The sequence below is a fragment of the Bacillus stratosphericus genome, assembly GCF_020524495.1.
Lineage (GTDB): Bacteria > Bacillota > Bacilli > Bacillales > Bacillaceae > Bacillus > Bacillus stratosphericus_B.
This window is the reverse complement of record NZ_JAIVLB010000003.1, coordinates 10,182-27,093: the sequence shown is the minus strand read 5'-3', so window position 1 is coordinate 27,093 and position 16,912 is coordinate 10,182. Positions and strand designations below refer to the sequence as shown.

Genomic DNA, 16,912 nt, shown 5'->3' with positions numbered 1-16,912 from the left:
AAAGAAGCCTTCCGATGGGGTGGGCTTCTTTTTGTTGGTTTAAAAACGAATCTCATCATCTCCATGGATTTGCAGCTTGAGCGGTTCACTTTTCACCTGATGTTTTTTCACATAGCGATGATAGACGACATAACCAATAATCATGAGTGGTACGCCGACATATAACCCGATACGCTGCTCCGGATCAAAGGCAAGGCTGATCAAAACAATCGAATTCAGCGTGATAGCAATGATCGGCAGGACCGGATAAAGGGGTGTTTTAAATTTTAAGTTTTCCAGCTTTCCGCCCGCTTTCACGTACTTTCGTCGGAAAAGAAGCTGTGATAATGTAATCGTGATCCAGCCAGCCTGGGCACTCATGCCGGCAATTGAAACAATCCAGACAAAGACGGTTTTCTCTGCAAAGAACCCAGATAATAGCGAAATGCCTGTAAACAGAAAAGTAAGTAGCAAAGCATTCATCGGAATACCGCGCTGATTCACTCGTCTGAACGCCTTTCCTGCCATTCCTTCCTTCGATAAGGAATACAGCATTCTCGTTGAAGCATACAAGCCAGAGTTTGCAACAGATAATAAAGCGATGATAATAACAAAGTTCATGATGTCTGCCGCATAAGGAATCCCCGTTCTCTCAAACACGGTGACAAATGGGCTTTCGAGTACACCTGCTTCCTTCCAAGGCACCATACCCGCTAATACGAAAACAGATAAGACAAAAAAGATGAGTGTACGCCAAACCGTTTGGTGAATAGAGCGAGGTACAGTTTTCTCAGGATTTTCGCTCTCACCTGCCGCAATTCCGATCAGCTCTGTCCCTTGGAACGAAAAGTTCACCGTGATCATTGTGACAACAACGGCGAGCAAGCCATTCGGAAACAGCCCATCACTCACGAAATGACTGAAGTAAGGAGCCGGTTCCCCGCTCGTCGTTTGAATCAAGCCAAACATTGCAGCTCCGCCTACACCAATAAATAATAAGATAGCGATAATCTTAATGGTTGAAAAGAAAAATTCCGACTCCCCGAACGCTTTCGCTGACCTGGCATTTAATAAGAAAAGACACAACCCAAATATCAAACACCAAATCCACACATCCACTTGCGGGAGCCAGCGCCTCATTAGCTGTCCTGCTGATAAAAATTCAAGTGCGACTGTTGCCGCCCAGCCAAGCCAATAAATCCAGCCAACAGCAAAGCCTGCTGCAGGACTGACAAATTTGGTTGCATACGTATGAAACGACCCAGACACAGGAAGTGCGACTGACAGCTCCCCAAGACACAGCATGGTTAAATACATAATCAATCCGCCCACAATATAAGAAAGAACGGCTCCAACTGGCCCTGCTTGTCCAATCGTATAGCCCGTTCCTAAGAAAAAGCCTGTCCCAATGACACCGCCAAGTGAAATCATAAATAAATGGCGGGAAGTCATCGTCCTTTTCAATTGTTCAGGCTGATTTTGTCCAACATCCACAATGATGCCCTCCTTCTTATAAGATGCTGTGTTATCAAAACGTGTCTCCATGTGATTCATTCCATTTCAAAACAACCTACTAATTATACATCTTTTATCATAAATATGCTTCCTTCTATCGTCACTTTCACAAAGACTTTATTTTAGTAATGTTCGCACAAATAAAAGGTGATAGACTTTCAAGACGATTGAGGTTTGAAAGAAAAGGGTTGAAGGCATAAAGTTGGTGGGATTCGCTCAAGATAATTTCAAGGCTTTACTTTTAGGTTGCTTCTCTGTATGATCAATGTTGTAAATACCAACAAGAAAAGTGGGGAATAAAATGAAAAAAATGTTCTTTGCCATTATTTTAGGGGCTAGTGTTGCATTGATCACTGCATGTGGATCAACTACAAACGACAACGCTAATAAACAATCTGAGTCGAAGGAATCAGGTGACCTGTGGAAATCTATTCAGGATAAAGGCGTATTAACAATAGGTACAGAAGGTATTTATGCTCCCTTCACATTCCATGACAAAAAGACAGATAAATTAACTGGCTATGATGTAGAGGTCATCACAGAAGTAGCAAAACGCCTTGACTTAAAACCAGAATTCAAAGAAACACAATGGGACAGCATGTTTGCTGGATTGAATTCAAAGCGTTTTGACGTGGTAGCGAACCAAGTTGGTAAAACTGGACGTGAAAATCAATATGATTTCTCTGATAAATACACAACATCTCAAGCGATTGTTGTGACAAAATCAGATAACAACGACATTAAGAAACTATCTGATGTCAAAGGAAAAAAAGCAGCACAATCGTTAACAAGCAACTACAATAAACTAGCCACAGATGCTGGTGCTAAGATTGAAGGCGTTGAAGGTCTTGCACAATCCATTCAATTGATCCAACAAGGACGTGCTGATCTGACGTTTAATGACAAATTGGCTGTATTGAATTACTTGAAAACAAGCGATAACAAAAGCCTGAAAGTTGCATTTGAAACAGGAGATCCTCAAGAAACCTATTTTGTGTTCAGAAAAGGCAGCGGCGAAGTCGTTGACAAAGTGAATGGCGCATTAAAAGAAATGAAGAAAGACGGTACACTCGCTAAGATTTCTAAGAAATGGTTTGGTGAAGATGTTTCAAAATAATTTCCTAGGAGTTGTCATTCCGTGGGATCTTCTGCAGCAATCTTTTTGGCCAATGGTGATGCAAGGAATTTATTATACAATTCCCTTGGCCATCATTGCCTTTATTATTGGTCTTTTTATCGCACTTGTAACAGCTCTTGCTAGAATGTCTAAGATCAAAGCGCTCAGATGGATTTTTTCCATTTATGTATCGGCCGTTCGTGGAACGCCGCTTTTTGTGCAATTGTTTATTATTTTCTATTTCTTTCCGACATTTAATATCACACTTGATCCATATCCAAGTGCCATTATTGCTTTTTCATTAAACGTAGGTGCGTATGCCTCGGAAATTATCCGAGCATCCGTCCTTTCTGTTCCAAAGGCACAATGGGAAGCTGGTTATTCCATTGGGATGACTCAGCGCAAAACGCTCGTCCGTGTCATTTTACCGCAGGCTGTTCGTGTATCGATTCCACCACTATCTAATTCATTTATTAGCCTAGTGAAGGATACGTCCCTTGCTTCCCAAATCCTCGTCGCAGAGCTTTTCCGTAAATCACAGGAAATTGCTGCGGCGAACTTGGATCAAATTTTGTTCGTTTATATGGAAGCAGCTTTGATCTATTGGATAATCTGCTTCATTCTATCGCTCGTGCAGAACCAAATTGAAAAACGACTTGATCGATATGTCGCAAGGTAAGGAGGGAACGACATGCTAACAGTCAAAGGCTTAAACAAATCCTTTGGTGAAAATGAGATATTAAAGTCGATTGATTTTACGATCAACAAAGGGCAGGTTGTAGCCATTTTGGGGCCATCAGGTTCAGGAAAAACAACGATGCTTCGCTGTTTAAATGCACTTGAAACACCAAATGGCGGCTCCTTTACCTTCGATGATTTCTCGATTGATTTTTCAAAAAAGATTAAACCAGCTGACCTGCTGAAGCTTCGTCGTAAGTCGGGAATGGTGTTTCAGGATTATCACCTGTTTCCACACCGCACAGTTCTTGAAAATGTAATGGAAGGTCCTGTCCAAGTACAGCGCCGGACGAAGGAAACGGTTCGAAAAGAAGCCATCCAACTCTTACAAAAGGTTGGGCTTGAAGATAAAAAAGATCTTTACCCATTCCAGCTGTCAGGCGGACAAAAGCAGCGTGTCGGCATTGCCCGAGCACTAGCTATTCAGCCAGAGCTTATGCTTTTTGATGAACCAACTTCTGCGCTTGACCCTGAGCTTGTCGGGGAAGTCTTAAAGGTCATGAAGGATCTGGCCAAAGAAGGCTGGACCATGGCGGTTGTCACACATGAAATCAAGTTTGCCCAAGAAGTGGCGGACGAAGTGATTTTTATTGATGGCGGTGTCATCGTCGAACAAGGTCCTCCAGAAGAAATTTTCAAACGACCGAAGGAAGAACGAACAATGCAATTCTTAAACCGGATTTTGAATCCAGTATGATCAAAAAGGCTGTTCTCACGTGATGAGAGCAGTCTTTTTCTATCTTTTTTGTGCAAAAATCACAGAATATTTTAGACCATCGTGATCCCGCCGTCACTTTATGCTTTTATTGAAAAGGATGCTTCGCACGGTGTTCGTCAAATGGTACAATAAATGTAAAAAAAATTGAGGTTCATTATGAAGATTTTCGCTATCCAATTACAACAATTAGATGAAATAGATGCACGAAAACAAATAGATCAACTGAAGCCCTTTGTGTCACCTGAAAAGCGCGTAGCGGCTGAGCGTTTCCGTTTTCTGATTGATGCAAGAAGAACGCTGTTAGGTGACGTGCTGATTCGTCAAATGATTCATGATATGTACGATCTGCCTATCGATCAGGTCGTTTTTGAAACAGAAGGGAATGGCAAGCCTGTTGTCCAGCAAGTCCCTTCCTTTCATTTTAATCTTTCTCACTCTGGCGATTGGGTAGTGTGCGCAGTAGATGATGCACCCGTTGGCATCGATATTGAGGAAATGAAGCCCGTTGATCTAGCGATTGCCAAGCGATTTTTTTCAGCTGATGAATATCAGGATTTACTTTCACAGCCAGTGGAACGGCAAGAAGCCTACTTCTTTCATCTTTGGTCAATGAAGGAGGCCTTTATCAAGCTGACCGGACAGGGATTATCCTACGGGCTCTCGTCCTTTACAGCCCGTCTGTCAGAAGATGGACAGGCTACTTTGACATTACCTGATCATGAAGCCCCTTGCTTTGTCCAAACATACTCACTTGATCCTGCCTATCAAATGGCCGTATGCACGAGAAAGCCTGTTGCGGCTGAGAGCGTAGAGACATTCACTTGCAGAGAGGTTCTGTCCCGTCTCTAATAACGTGTGATTTGCTGAAGTGCCGTCTTTAGCAAATCCACTCCACGTGTTAATTGCTCTTCTTCACATGCCAGATGTTACAACAGTTAATCAGTTGCTAATTTTAGAAAATGTATGTTCTGTCAATTATGACAACTCATTAAAATAAATCTGAATTTTATGTTTAACTAAATGAAATACAGTATTAAAAAACTATTTATTAAAATTCCTTTTTGTGTATAATATGGATATATAAGTAAGGAAGGGGGTGTTAAATATGGAAATAGGATTAAAAAACAGATTTTTTGCTTTTTTAGGCTTGAGTCTTGTTTTTACTCTAACTTTAACAACTTTGATTTTATTGATTCTTGAACCAGTTACACCTTTTGCAAATCTAGTAGCAAACTATCCTCAAATACCTGGTTGGGCATTAACTTCTATTAGTGCAATTCTAAATGCAGCTGGTACAGTTGGTGCTATCGCTGCTGTCTTAGGAACTTTTGGACTTGGTGCTATTGCTTCTCTAGTAATTAGTTATGCTAGAAAACATGGAGTGAAATACGCTATTTCTTTCTAAAAATTATTTAATAGAGAAGGTGTAACTACCTTCTCTATACATCTTTTAAAATGGAAGTGTTATAAATGCATAAATATTTAACATACACAAAAATCTTGTTAATCAACGATTTAAGAAGACATCAACGTAATAACACTCTCATTTTTGTATTATTTGCTTTCTTATACATAATCACACCCCTATTACTAGGTGTATTAACTACTTATTTCGTTAAAAATTTATCAATAATCTATCTATCATTCTTCATCTTAATGTTAACAGTAAATATTGATAAGAGTTTGATGAGAATCCTTTTCTCTTCAGATAAAAAACAGATGGCTATTTTAAAAATTCATCTAGATCAGTACATTTTCGGCAAAGACATGAGCAAGTTTTTCAGTATTATTGCAGGTTTATTTTTCTTCTTTTTAGGGTCTTACTTAACAAATTTAAGTATAAACGGGTATAACGAATCTATTACATTAGCAGCTTTGGGCGTCACTTCTTTCATTTTAGGGTATCTACTTAGATTACATGTCTTGTTACTTCTTTCAAATCCTAAATTTTTTGCAATTTCATCAACAATTGGGTATATAACGACAGGTCTCGTTGCAATTTGGGTATTCACTGTATACAAATTCAATTTATTAACAAACCCTTTACCTCGTTATTCAATTTATATTATTTTCATCTTCACATTCATTAGTTTACTGTTAGTTAAAAATTGGAAATTAAATATTCGTAATGTACCAATTTTTTATTTTCATAAAAAAACTAAAGAAAAACAAAAAGGAACATCTAGAAAGTTTAATCATATTTTGTTTTATGAAATTACACTCCTAATGAGAACCCCACCTATCCAATGGTCTGTTTTACTATTTATATTAACCATATCTGGGGGGTTATTTGGTCTAATTCTTTATGGTGTTAATACAAACCAACTTGAAACACCGAATATAGAAAATGATTTTTTATTTATTTTTAGTGTGATTTTCCCTATGATTCTTATATCAAACGCAATACAATCTTATGTTTCTTTTGATATTGACGGTCCAATTCTCCCTTTAAAACAAAAATTACCTAATTTGGTAAAAAACAAAATTAAAGTTAAAATTATTTTATCTATCATACTACATTCGTTTTTTTGTATTTTATATACCATTTTTTCTAGTTTTACAATACGTTTAGATCAGCCTGTTTTCGTGATAATTACTTTAATAAACACTAGCATTCTAATCGCTATTTGCACTGTCGGTTCAACTATTTTATTTCCTTATTTTAAATGGGAGTTTGTTTATCAAGTGCCAAGTTCCCTAAGTAAATTGACTTTAAATATTTGCTATGGTTTTATTTTAGCTTTATCAGTTATCTCCACAAATAGCACAGTGTATTTCATTGTGACAAATACAGTTATGATCGCTAGTACAATTATAATTGTATCTTTAATACTTACATTTTGGGATAGAACAATACATAAAAACTATAAATCTTTTAAAACATTATTTGAGTGAGGGATTGTATGTTATCAGTTCATAATCTAACCAAAGAATACAAACAATCTAACTTTAAAGTCATGATTAATGAAATGCATTTCAAAGAAGGTTCAATTATTGGACTATTAGGTAAAAACGGTGCTGGAAAAACTACTATTTTAGAAATGATAGCTGGATTAATAAACCCAGATGAAGGTCAAATATTAATAAATAATAGTAAGCAAACTTTTTCTTCTGTCGGATACATGGAAGACGATCCGACTCTATTTGAAAACTTAACCTGTTTTGAGTTGATCAAATACCAATCCATGCTTGTAGAACAACCCTTAGAAATTGATCAAGTCAATGATCTGTTGAGCAAATATGGATTAAAAGAACAAGCTCATCGTCGTTCATCTACTCTTTCACGAGGAATGAGACAAAGAATGTCTTTTATTTTAACAATATTACATCATCCAAACATCATTTTATTAGATGAGCCTTTTACAGGTCTTGATCCTACAAACATGGCTGACATGAAAATACATTTAAGAAGTTTCAGAGACGACAACAAAATCATTTTGCTCTCCACACATATCATTCAATTTGCAGCAGATTTATGCGATGAAATCCTTTTCATTGATAATGGTAGTATCATACACTCAGAAAAAAAATCTTCAGGAGTGACGTTTCATGAAGATCAAATCGAAAAACAGTTTTTTGAAAAATTATCTTAAAAATTTTTCAGTTTTTTTAATACTATTTCTGGGGGGGTTTACCTTAAGTATTTTTGCTTCAACGTTTATTGATAGTATAGATTTTAAAGACAACATACAGATTGATAGCTATCAAGAAATTTTTATGAATAACCTTTCTGTGTCACTCCTTATATTAATATCAGGTATAGTTAGTTTAGGTTTACTTTCTAGTATCATTATTTTTTTAAATGGCTTTTTCCTTGGAGCATTCTTTATATCATATACATATATATATGGGTTTGATGTAGCATTATACTATATAATTTTCCATTTACCTCCAGAAATTATTGGTCTTTTCCTTTTCTATTTTGTCTCGTTTGATATATCAAGACACATTATACGATACCTTCTTTCTAAAGACAGAATTTCATTTAAAACAAAAGGAAAAACCTACTTCAAACAGCTTATAACAGGAGTTTTCTTGTTATTTATTGCTTCAATTATTGAATTTTATTTTATAAAAATTTGATATTGAAAAAGGATGTTATTATGAAAAAACATATTATAGTCGTAAGTATACTCTCTGGTATAATAGCCTTCATCCTTTCTATATTGAAAATGGATGAAATTAATAAGAATCTACTAGATCTACAGCTCGAAGGAAATCGAGATATAATTGAAGTAAGTAAGTGGATAGGCATATCACTTGCTGTTATTGGAGAAACATTTAAACCAATAGTAGAAGTTTTATTTTTTTCATTAGTTGTCTTTCTAAGTTTTGTTACTCTCGGGATAAATGAATCCTATAAAAGCATATTTAAAAGAGGGATAATGGCTTATTACTGCATTTTAATAGGTAATGTAATTGTTATTATTTTATACCTCTTGAATGTATCTAATGCTGAACATATGATTACACTTCCATTTCTATGGGATGCCAACATTTTTGTTATAGCATCATTTAGTTTATGGTGCTATTCCTACGTAAAAGATAAAGAAAACAGAAGTTATAAATTTTATATTCCATTTGTATTATTATTCTTATTTTCTTTAGCTATATCAGCGTTTTCCAGTTTCATTCCACAGTAGAAAAATGTCCATTATGGGCCGTCAGGCTGTCGAGAAAATCGACAGCCTTTTTCTGTTTCTTTCATCAATATGGAAACTAATTCAAAACCATTTAAACAAAAAAGCCTGTAGAAAAACATCGTTTTCTCTACAAGCTTAGCTGTCATTTCAAATGAAAGCTCCTTGTTTCTTCTTTATATTTACATCACTTTAGACAGGCCGATCGTTTTCTCGATAATAAGCAACGCAATGATAGAAATGATAATAAATATGACAGATATCGCATTGACACTTGGATCAAAGGTTTGCTCAATGTAATTAAATGTTCTCACTGGAATCGTAATGGTTTGGGGAGAGGAGACGAACAAACTGATCGATATTTCCCCAAATGACGTCACAGTTGAAAATACACCACCCGCAATGATTCCTGGCTTAATCAATGGCATCGTCACTCGAAAGAAAGTGCGAATCGGGCCGGCACCAAGATTCATCGAAGCTAGCTCAAGACGCGGATCAAGATTCGAGACACTGACGCCAACCGTTCGAATCACATATGGAAAACCGATAATGATGTGACCAATGACTAGCGCCCACAGAGACCCTGTAAAGCCCATAGCCGTAAACAAGTAAAGCATGGCAATTCCTAACACCACCTGCGGAATCATGAGAGGTGACAAAATGAAAGCTTGAATGGCCTCCTTCCCCTTAAAAGAAAGCCTCGCTAAAGCATACGAAGCCATCGTTCCAAAAAGAACAGTGAGAGGCGTAACAATCAATAGCAGAATGGCACTGGTGCGCAAAGATTCCATCCATTCTGGATTCGACACGACTTCTTGAAACCAGCGGACTGAAAACGAAGTCGGTGGAAATTCAGGAAAGGCATTCGGACTAAAAGCAGAAAGGACAATGACAAGAACAGGTATGGCTAAAAAGAGATAAACTAGTGAGCCAGCAATCCAAATCAAGGTTGAAAGCAAGCGATCACTTATTGACTTATGACGCATTCATTCTCGCCTCCCAACACTTCAACAGATAGCTTAGTAGACTGACCACCACGAGCACACAAACCAACAAGGTAAACGACATGGCAGCAGCAAGAGGTAGGTTATAGACTTGCATGACCTGCTGATAAATAGATAACGGGAGCAGCGGCTGCATTCGTCCGCCGACTAAAAGCGGGGTGATATAGCTCCCCGCTGCTAATGAGAAGACAATAATCGCCCCAGTGATCATGCCTGGAATGGTAAGTGGTAAGGTCACATGTAAAAAAGTACGAATACGCCCAGCCCCAAGACTCATAGAAGCCTGTCTTAAATGACGATCCATTTCAGTTAAGCTGGTTGCAATAGGCAGCACCGCAAAAGGTAGCATCACTTGAACATAAGCAATAATCACCGCATTCATATTCCACAGCATAGATAAGGGCTGCTCAATCACATGTAAATCTAATAACATGCCATTGATCAAACCATGTTGCGAGAGAAGAACGATCCATGCAAACGTCCGAATGACAATACTTGTCAAAAGTGGCGACACAAGTAGGATATAGAGAAATGCCCGTAGTCGCGGGGTAGGTGCCTTTACTAGAAGATACGCTGCAGGATAAGCCATCAATAAACAAATTACTGTTGTCTTTAATGCTACCCACACTGTACTTCCAATTGCCTTCACATACGCATCTGTCGTAAACATATATATATATTGAGAAAAGCTATAGGATTGTAATGTATTCATCATTGAATCAACATCACGAAAACTAAGGACGAACATCATCACAAGCGGAACAAGAAGGAATACAACAAGAAACAAACAAGCTGGCAGCAGCATAAACCAATGAAATCGTTGATTCTTTTTTTTGATTCGCATCACGTATGCACCTTCGAATCTAAGAAAACGATATCTTCAGGCTGCCAATGAATATGCACAGTTTCCCCAACTTCTGGAATCTGAGGAAATGCTGCGTCTGATGCATGCACAATAATTTCACCTCTATTAAGCCCCACGACCAAACGTAAAGAGTGCCCTATATAATTGACGTATGCTAAAATGCCTGTGACATGGTTTGGTTGTATTTCCTCTCGCACAGAAGATATGCTGATTCTCTCAGGACGCAGCATGAGTAAATACTTCTCTCTCTTCTCTTTATACACCGCAGCCTTCAATTGAACATGCTGTCCGTTTAACTGGGTTAAATGTGGAACAGTGAATGTGGAACCAGATTCATCATACACTGCCTCAAATATATTAACCTGCCCAATAAATTCAGCGACAAATCGATTATTTGGCTGTCGATATACCTCTAAAGGCGTCCCAATCTGCTGAATTCTTCCCTCTCCTAAAATGCCAATCCTGTCTGACAGGCTTAAGGCTTCTTCCTGATCATGAGTTACAAGAATGGTCGTAATCCCGACATCCCTTTGAATATTTCGAAGCTCAGTCTGCATATTTTTTCTTAGCTTTGCATCTAGGTTGCTGAGCGGTTCATCCAGAAGGAGAACAGACGGCTGAATTGCAAGCGCCCTTGCAATCGCCACCCGCTGCTGCTGACCACCACTTAATTGGTGCGGCATTCGTTTCTCAAATACCTCTAATTGGACCAGAGATAAACTCTCCATGACCTTTTGCTTAATTTCTCCTTTCTTTTTCTTTTGAACCTTCAACCCGTACGCCACATTATCAAATACGGTGAGATGTGGGAAAAGTGCATAGCTTTGAAAAACCATACCCGTTTTTCTTTGATAAGGCGGTAAAGCAGTCACATCTTGATCGCCAATATAGACGACTCCTTTTGTCGGTTCTAAAAAACCGCCAATGATGTTTAGTAAAGTAGATTTTCCGCAGCCACTAGGGCCAAGAAGGGAGAAAAACTCCCCCTCATTCACTTTAAGACTGACATCGTCAAGAGCAATCTGCTCGCCGAAATGCTGGCTGATGTGTTCTAAATTGATTCCAATCATGCGATCACCTATTTTCCTCCGCCTAATACTTCGTTCCATCGATTTGTCCAATTACCAAGCTCTGAAGTCGCTGTTTCGTAATCTACCCAAGTAAGCTTACTATAATAATTCTCTCCAACCTTCACTTTTCCCTTAATCTTGTCCCCGTATTTCACATCAGAATTCGACATACCATAGTAAGATTTTTCAGAGAAAGACTCCTGAGCTTCTTTTCCACTTAAGTAGTTTAATAGTTTATAAGCTGCTTCCTCATGCTGGCTTCCCTTCGTTAACGCCCAGCTCGCGACAGCTGCAACAGCGCCCTCCTTCGGATAGGAGAAACCAATATCCATTCCTTCTTCTTCAAGTGCAAATACTCGACCATCCCAATATGGAACTGCCGCAACGTCACCACGTTCTAACAAGGTTTGAATAGACCCTGGGTTATCTGGGAAAGCAGCTACATGCCCTTTTAATTGTGCTAGGCTTTTAAATGCTTTATCAATATCCTTAGGATTTGACTCTATCCCCCCTTGAGCGTGAACAAGTGCAGAGAAAAATTGCAAGCCGGCTGAATAGGTTGGCGAAGAAATGGCAATTTTCCCTTTAAGCTGACTGCTCCATAGGTCTGTCCAGCTATTTGGTTCCTGCTTTACAAGGTCTTTTCTATAAGCAATCCCTAGCTGGCCCATACTAAAGCCTGCTGCATATTGTTTTCCATCAACAGTGAGCTTTTTTTGAACAGAACGATAAAGTTTTTTCACGTTCGGTACTTGATCTTCGTCAATGGACTCAAGAACGTTTGCTGCAATGCCTCTTTGAATCGTATCAGGCTGTAAAATGAGCAAATCATACGGTGGATTTTTACCATTTGATGCTTTTAATTTCGTAAACCATTCCGAATCTGCCCCAGAGACGGTTTGAACTTTAATTCCAGTATCTTCTTCAAACGTTTCAAAAATTGGCTTTATATTCTTTTCCCAATCACCACCGTATACACCAACGATGACAGTCTGCTGTTGCTTGCTTTGATCCTGTCCATTTCCAGCGCAAGCAGTCAATAACAGAACCATTGATAGGATGCCTGCAAACATGGTGATTAATCTTCTTTTCATGATTCATTTCCCCCTTTTTGTTGATTCATTTGGTCAAGTGCCTTCACAATATCCGCCTTTGATAACGGTTCATCTCTATGTCTAAAATAGTCATGAACCGCATGCTTATAGCGCGTACGTTCATTAGGTAGGTATGAACGAAGCTGAACGGCAAGTTCGCTGCTGGCTTCGCCTGTCCATACTTTCTCATAAGCTGCTCGTTCGTTTCCAAAATCCCACACGACGTCAGTAAATACTTCATTATAGACCTTTTCGCGAAGCCTGCTGGTCTGCTCTTCGTCAATTTTCCATTCATTGTGGTCTAAATAAACTTTGACGCCATATTGCTGAAGCGCTCTTTCTTCACTCAAAAGACCTTCTTCCACTTCCTGAAGCACTGTTTCTTTCTTTCTAGCAAATGGATTCCCCCAGCCTCCACCACTTGGTGAAATCAATTGAACAATATCACCTTTTTCAAGACGCAGGACATCAATTTTTGACTGGTTTTGTTTTTCTCCATTTGGTGTGATTTTTTTCACCTCACCAACTGCTCCTGCCCGGCCGCCCATAAATCCCCAAGGTTGGAATTTCATCCGTTCCATCCCTCGTGCTGTCACCATCGATTCAGGCTTTATTACTTCAAATTCTAAACAAATGGCATGTCCGCCTCTATTCTCTCCCGCTCCACCTGTGTTCGGTAAGAACTCATATCGGTGAACATGAATATCGATATGCTGTTCCAAGCTCTCAATAGGTGTATTCTTTAAAAACCCTGATGAATGATCGATACCATCAACTCCATCAGCACCTTGTTGAGCACCGCCGCCTCCGCCTAGTGGTTCGACAACGGACATTTTCCTGCCCCCTGTTTGATCATCAGGAACAGAGAGAACAACAATAGCGGATTGACCTGCGCCTGCTGCTGGTACTGCTTCAGGTAACAGCTTTCCAATTGCACCTAAAACAACATTGTACAGCCTCATTGTAATTGAATGCCGAATACCGACAGAGGCCGGATATTCTGGATGCACAAGCGTTCCTTTAGGAGAAATAACTTCTATTGGATACGTAATTCCACCATTAATCGGTATAAACGGATCTTTACTAATGATGTAATTAATCAACCCTTGATATAGGAAGGAATGCTCCTGACCGTTGGTGACAAGGTTAAAAGCTGTCTTTACTTGTGGGTCACACTCAGAAAAGTCCAGAGTCAGCTGTTTTCCTTTGACCGTTAACTTGATTTTTAATCGGATAGGCACGTTCGATATCATATCATCATCTAAATAATCAGCGAATTCACTCGTTCCATCTGGAATGGCATCAATAACCTTTCCTGCACGATCCGCGGCTTGCTTCAACAGGTCGAGCATTCCTTGCTTCACTTCGTTTTCCCCAAATTTCTCGATCATTTCTTTTAACCGAATATCTGCTGTATTGACTGCAGCAATCATCGCATTGATATCTCCATCATTTAAATGACTGGCCCGGCTATTTGCTCTTAGAAAGGTACGAACCACCTGATTCTCTTTCCCCGCCTCATAAATTTTCACTGGCGGGATTCTTAATCCTTCTTGATGAACATCCGTCGCAGTAGGTGAAATACTCGAAGGCACAAGACCGCCCACATCACTTACATGGACAAAAGACCAAGCATAGCTCACGATTTCATCATCTATGAAAATGGGTTTAATGATATGAACATCTGGAAGGTGAGTTGCTAAACCATCTGTCGTATAAGGATCATTTGTGATGATAATATCACCAGGCTGCATCGGCCCGCTTTCTTCAATCGTCTTTTTTAGACTCAGCCCTAAAAAGATTGTCACACCGACTGTCTTCGGATAAACAAAGAAATCCCCAGACGGCGTGGCTAATGCTGTCCCAAAATCAGCAGATTCTTTTACGAAGGTCGTAAATGACGTTCGCTCAATAATATGTCCCATGCCTGATGCAATCGCATTAAAATAACTACGCATCATCTCAAGCTTTGCTGGATCAGTTTTCATGTAAATCCACCTCCCATGAAATCACCAAGTTTCCAGAATGGTCTATGCTTCCTACCCAGTTTGGCAAAATCATTGTTGTTGTATCATCCTGCTCAATAACGGCAGGTCCATTCACGACAGAACCTACTGGCAGAGTTCTCCGGTTGTAAACAGATGCTTTGTACTCTTTTTCTTCTATAAAGATACGTCTATATTCATGTGGTGTTAAAGACTGTCCGATGCTTTCATGAACAGGTGAGAAAGGTAGCGACGGCGTCTCGCCTATGACTCGAACTCGTAAATGAGTAAACTCAATTTTTGCCTGATCATCTCTATGTCCATATTGACGTTTATGCAGTTTGTGAAATGCTTCAGTGAGCTGATGGATATTTTGTTCTTGCTTCAGCCAATCAGCCGATAATGGCAATTCAATCTCAAATGCTTGCCCTTGATAGCGTGCGTCCGCCAATAACAGAATGGATGTCTCTTTGATATGTTGAATGTGTTGCTGACTGAACCAATCAGTTGCTCTACACGAAAGCATTTCATAATCTTGTTTTAATTGGTCAATTGTATAGTCTTGTAAGCATATTTTCTTGGACAACACAGCATCATGAATAAAATCAGCTGTTAGCGCACCTAGCGCACATAATGTACCAGCGCTTTGAGGAACGACCACATTTTTCGCATGAATTTCTCTGGCAAGGAAATTTGCTACAACGGGTCCTGCGCCGCCAAATGCTAGCAAACTAAAATCCCTAGGGTCAAACCCCTGCTGCTCCATGACATTGCTTAGTTCAGTGTACATATTGGCTACAGCCACTTGAATGAGCTGGTCAGCCGCCTGTTCGACCGTTATATTCAGCTCATCAGCAACTGGTTGAAAGGCCAACTTCGCTGCAGACAGCTGCAATTGTAAATGGCCGCCTGCAAAACGATCCTCATTGAGATAACCGCATATGAGAAACGCATCAGTTAAAGCTGCTTTCTTTCCCTTTCCATACGAAGCTGGGCCAGGGTGGGAACCAACTGATTCCGGACCTGCCTTTAACAGCCCACCCTGATCAATCCACGCTACAGAACCTCCACCTGCCCCAATTGAATACATCGCAACAGATGGAAGAATGATAGGAAAGCCTGAAAGCTGACTTGATTGGGTCATTGTAGGCTGCCTATTTTGAATAATCGAGATATCCGCACTCGTACCCCCAACATCAAAAGTAATCAAATTGGATTCGTTCGTAGATGCTGCGATTTTTGCCGCACCAATGACACCAGCTGCCGGACCAGAAAAAAGCGTTTTAATGGGTGAGGTTGCTGCACTTTCTGCATTCATTAAACCACCATTTGATTGGGTAATGTATGGAGAAATTGGTACACCTTCTTCTTTCAAGCGACTTTTCAATGTTTGTAAATACTGTTTCACCTTTGGTTGAATGTACAAATTCACAACAGACATCACTGTACGCTCGTATTCCCTCATTTCTGGCCATAATTCTGAAGAAGTAATGACTTCTAACTGAGGGTAATGGTGGTTGATATAGGCTTTTGCCTGTAATTCATGAACTGGATTTTGATAACTATGTAAAAAAGAAATGACGATACCTTCGAGCTTTTTAGAGATGACTTGCTGTACAGCATCATCTAATTGCTGCAGATGAAGAGGTTTTTTAATCGTACCATCATGTAACAACCTCTCAGAGATTGGGTATACATGCTTTCGTGGTATCAATGGTTCTGGTAAACGAGAATTGAAGTCATAAGGAATGGGTAAACGTAAACGTTGTAAGGACAAAATATCTTGAAAACCTTCCGTCACAAAAAGGGCCAAATCCGCTCCTTTTCGCTGCAATAATGTATTAAGGCCTATTGTCATCCCATGTACGAGATATTGGATTTTGGATAAATTGACACCTCTTTCTTTTAGAAGGTTTAGCCCATTGATAATTCCCTGGGCTGGGTCATCTGTCACTGTAGGTGTCTTGAGTTCAGTTAGCTCCCCTGTTGCTTCATTCATCAGCAATAAATCAGTAAATGTTCCACCTATGTCTATTCCAAGCCGATAAGAGATATCCGCCATATGTACTTCCCTCCTGCAATGTAAATAGAATCATATTTTGATAAATTACGACATTTTTTTGATATTTGACTCCATATTATTAAAGCATATCGGTCTAGTCAATTTTATTTTTTAAAATTTCTGGT

The 16,912-nt window shown here is 39.2% G+C and carries 16 protein-coding genes; 9 read left to right on the top strand and 7 right to left on the bottom strand.

What is annotated here, in order from left to right; translation table 11 throughout:
• Positions 1-39: 39 nt before the first annotated feature.
• Complete coding sequence (locus LC033_RS01745) at positions 40-1,473, bottom strand: amino acid permease (RefSeq protein ID WP_376776389.1); 1,434 nt, start codon at positions 1,471-1,473, stop codon at positions 40-42.
• 322 nt (positions 1,474-1,795) lie between these two features.
• Here LC033_RS01745 and tcyA point away from each other — a divergent pair, with 322 nt between their 5' ends.
• The 9 genes from tcyA to LC033_RS01700 all read left to right on the top strand — a co-directional run bounded on the left by tcyA (position 1,796) and on the right by LC033_RS01700 (position 8,710).
• Entirely contained in the window at positions 1,796-2,611 is an 816-nt protein-coding gene (gene tcyA, locus LC033_RS01740) for a cystine ABC transporter substrate-binding lipoprotein TcyA (protein ID WP_226566573.1), read from the top strand.
• A complete protein-coding gene (locus tag LC033_RS01735; protein WP_226566572.1) occupies positions 2,598-3,290 on the top strand; it encodes an amino acid ABC transporter permease in 693 nt (230 codons plus the stop codon). Before tcyA ends, LC033_RS01735 begins: the two co-directional genes overlap by 14 nt.
• Before the next feature lie 12 nt (positions 3,291-3,302).
• Positions 3,303-4,046, top strand: coding sequence for an amino acid ABC transporter ATP-binding protein (locus LC033_RS01730; protein WP_226566571.1), 744 nt, complete (start codon positions 3,303-3,305; stop codon positions 4,044-4,046).
• 177 nt (positions 4,047-4,223) lie between these two features.
• Positions 4,224-4,916: a 4'-phosphopantetheinyl transferase family protein gene (locus tag LC033_RS01725; RefSeq protein WP_226566570.1), complete on the top strand. Its 693-nt coding sequence runs from the start codon at positions 4,224-4,226 to the stop codon at positions 4,914-4,916.
• A 256-nt stretch (positions 4,917-5,172) separates the two neighbouring features.
• Complete coding sequence (locus LC033_RS01720) at positions 5,173-5,472, top strand: hypothetical protein (RefSeq protein WP_226566569.1); 300 nt, start codon at positions 5,173-5,175, stop codon at positions 5,470-5,472.
• A gap of 65 nt (positions 5,473-5,537) precedes the next feature.
• A complete protein-coding gene (locus LC033_RS01715) occupies positions 5,538-6,962 on the top strand; it encodes a hypothetical protein (protein WP_226566568.1) in 1,425 nt (474 codons plus the stop codon).
• Positions 6,963-6,970: 8 nt separating this feature from the next.
• Positions 6,971-7,660 (top strand): ABC transporter ATP-binding protein, encoded by a 690-nt coding sequence (locus tag LC033_RS01710; RefSeq protein ID WP_226566567.1) that lies wholly within the window; start codon positions 6,971-6,973, stop codon positions 7,658-7,660.
• Positions 7,617-8,150 (top strand): stage II sporulation protein M, encoded by a 534-nt coding sequence (locus LC033_RS01705; protein WP_226566566.1) that lies wholly within the window; start codon positions 7,617-7,619, stop codon positions 8,148-8,150. The genes LC033_RS01710 and LC033_RS01705 overlap by 44 nt, the downstream gene beginning before the upstream one ends.
• 20 nt (positions 8,151-8,170) lie before the next feature.
• Positions 8,171-8,710 carry a hypothetical protein gene (locus tag LC033_RS01700; RefSeq protein ID WP_226566565.1) on the top strand — a complete coding sequence of 180 codons (540 nt, stop codon included), beginning with the start codon at positions 8,171-8,173 and terminating at the stop codon, positions 8,708-8,710.
• A 179-nt stretch (positions 8,711-8,889) separates the two neighbouring features.
• On the opposite strand, the gene LC033_RS01695 is transcribed toward LC033_RS01700, so the two are convergent.
• From LC033_RS01695 to LC033_RS01670, 6 genes are read right to left on the bottom strand one after another with little or no spacing between them, the layout of a single operon-like run.
• The gene (locus LC033_RS01695) at positions 8,890-9,693 is read right to left on the bottom strand and encodes an ABC transporter permease (RefSeq protein ID WP_226566564.1); all 804 of its coding nucleotides are present in this window, start codon (positions 9,691-9,693) and stop codon (positions 8,890-8,892) included.
• Positions 9,683-10,555, bottom strand: a complete 873-nt coding sequence (locus LC033_RS01690; RefSeq protein ID WP_226566563.1) for an ABC transporter permease — start codon at positions 10,553-10,555, stop codon at positions 9,683-9,685. Before LC033_RS01690 ends, LC033_RS01695 begins: the two co-directional genes overlap by 11 nt.
• Positions 10,555-11,646: an ABC transporter ATP-binding protein gene (locus LC033_RS01685; RefSeq protein ID WP_226566562.1), complete on the bottom strand. Its 1,092-nt coding sequence runs from the start codon at positions 11,644-11,646 to the stop codon at positions 10,555-10,557. Before LC033_RS01685 ends, LC033_RS01690 begins: the two co-directional genes overlap by 1 nt.
• Positions 11,647-11,654: 8 nt before the next feature.
• A complete protein-coding gene (locus LC033_RS01680; protein ID WP_226566561.1) occupies positions 11,655-12,740 on the bottom strand; it encodes an ABC transporter substrate-binding protein in 1,086 nt (361 codons plus the stop codon).
• Positions 12,737-14,728 carry a hydantoinase B/oxoprolinase family protein gene (locus LC033_RS01675; RefSeq protein ID WP_226566560.1) on the bottom strand — a complete coding sequence of 664 codons (1,992 nt, stop codon included), beginning with the start codon at positions 14,726-14,728 and terminating at the stop codon, positions 12,737-12,739. The genes LC033_RS01680 and LC033_RS01675 overlap by 4 nt, the downstream gene beginning before the upstream one ends.
• Complete coding sequence (locus tag LC033_RS01670; RefSeq protein WP_226566559.1) at positions 14,718-16,787, bottom strand: hydantoinase/oxoprolinase family protein; 2,070 nt, start codon at positions 16,785-16,787, stop codon at positions 14,718-14,720. The genes LC033_RS01675 and LC033_RS01670 overlap by 11 nt, the downstream gene beginning before the upstream one ends.
• Positions 16,788-16,912: the final 125 nt, after the last annotated feature.

What these genes read in the sequence shown, in the direction of transcription:
- LC033_RS01715 (WP_226566568.1), top strand. Translation starts at nt 5,538, where the DNA reads ATGCATAAATATTTAACATACACAAAAATCTTGTTAATCAACGATTTA.
- LC033_RS01700 (WP_226566565.1), top strand. Translation starts at nt 8,171, where the DNA reads ATGAAAAAACATATTATAGTCGTAAGTATACTCTCTGGTATAATAGCC.
- LC033_RS01735 (WP_226566572.1), top strand. Translation starts at nt 2,598, where the DNA reads ATGTTTCAAAATAATTTCCTAGGAGTTGTCATTCCGTGGGATCTTCTG.
- LC033_RS01670 (WP_226566559.1), bottom strand. Translation starts at nt 16,787, where the DNA reads ATGGCGGATATCTCTTATCGGCTTGGAATAGACATAGGTGGAACATTT.
- LC033_RS01695 (WP_226566564.1), bottom strand. Translation starts at nt 9,693, where the DNA reads ATGCGTCATAAGTCAATAAGTGATCGCTTGCTTTCAACCTTGATTTGG.
- LC033_RS01680 (WP_226566561.1), bottom strand. Translation starts at nt 12,740, where the DNA reads ATGAAAAGAAGATTAATCACCATGTTTGCAGGCATCCTATCAATGGTT.
- LC033_RS01720 (WP_226566569.1), top strand. Translation starts at nt 5,173, where the DNA reads ATGGAAATAGGATTAAAAAACAGATTTTTTGCTTTTTTAGGCTTGAGT.
- LC033_RS01730 (WP_226566571.1), top strand. Translation starts at nt 3,303, where the DNA reads ATGCTAACAGTCAAAGGCTTAAACAAATCCTTTGGTGAAAATGAGATA.
- LC033_RS01690 (WP_226566563.1), bottom strand. Translation starts at nt 10,555, where the DNA reads ATGCGAATCAAAAAAAAGAATCAACGATTTCATTGGTTTATGCTGCTG.
- LC033_RS01675 (WP_226566560.1), bottom strand. Translation starts at nt 14,728, where the DNA reads ATGAAAACTGATCCAGCAAAGCTTGAGATGATGCGTAGTTATTTTAAT.
- LC033_RS01705 (WP_226566566.1), top strand. Translation starts at nt 7,617, where the DNA reads ATGAAGATCAAATCGAAAAACAGTTTTTTGAAAAATTATCTTAAAAAT.
- tcyA (WP_226566573.1), top strand. Translation starts at nt 1,796, where the DNA reads ATGAAAAAAATGTTCTTTGCCATTATTTTAGGGGCTAGTGTTGCATTG.
- LC033_RS01685 (WP_226566562.1), bottom strand. Translation starts at nt 11,646, where the DNA reads ATGATTGGAATCAATTTAGAACACATCAGCCAGCATTTCGGCGAGCAG.
- LC033_RS01710 (WP_226566567.1), top strand. Translation starts at nt 6,971, where the DNA reads ATGTTATCAGTTCATAATCTAACCAAAGAATACAAACAATCTAACTTT.
- LC033_RS01725 (WP_226566570.1), top strand. Translation starts at nt 4,224, where the DNA reads ATGAAGATTTTCGCTATCCAATTACAACAATTAGATGAAATAGATGCA.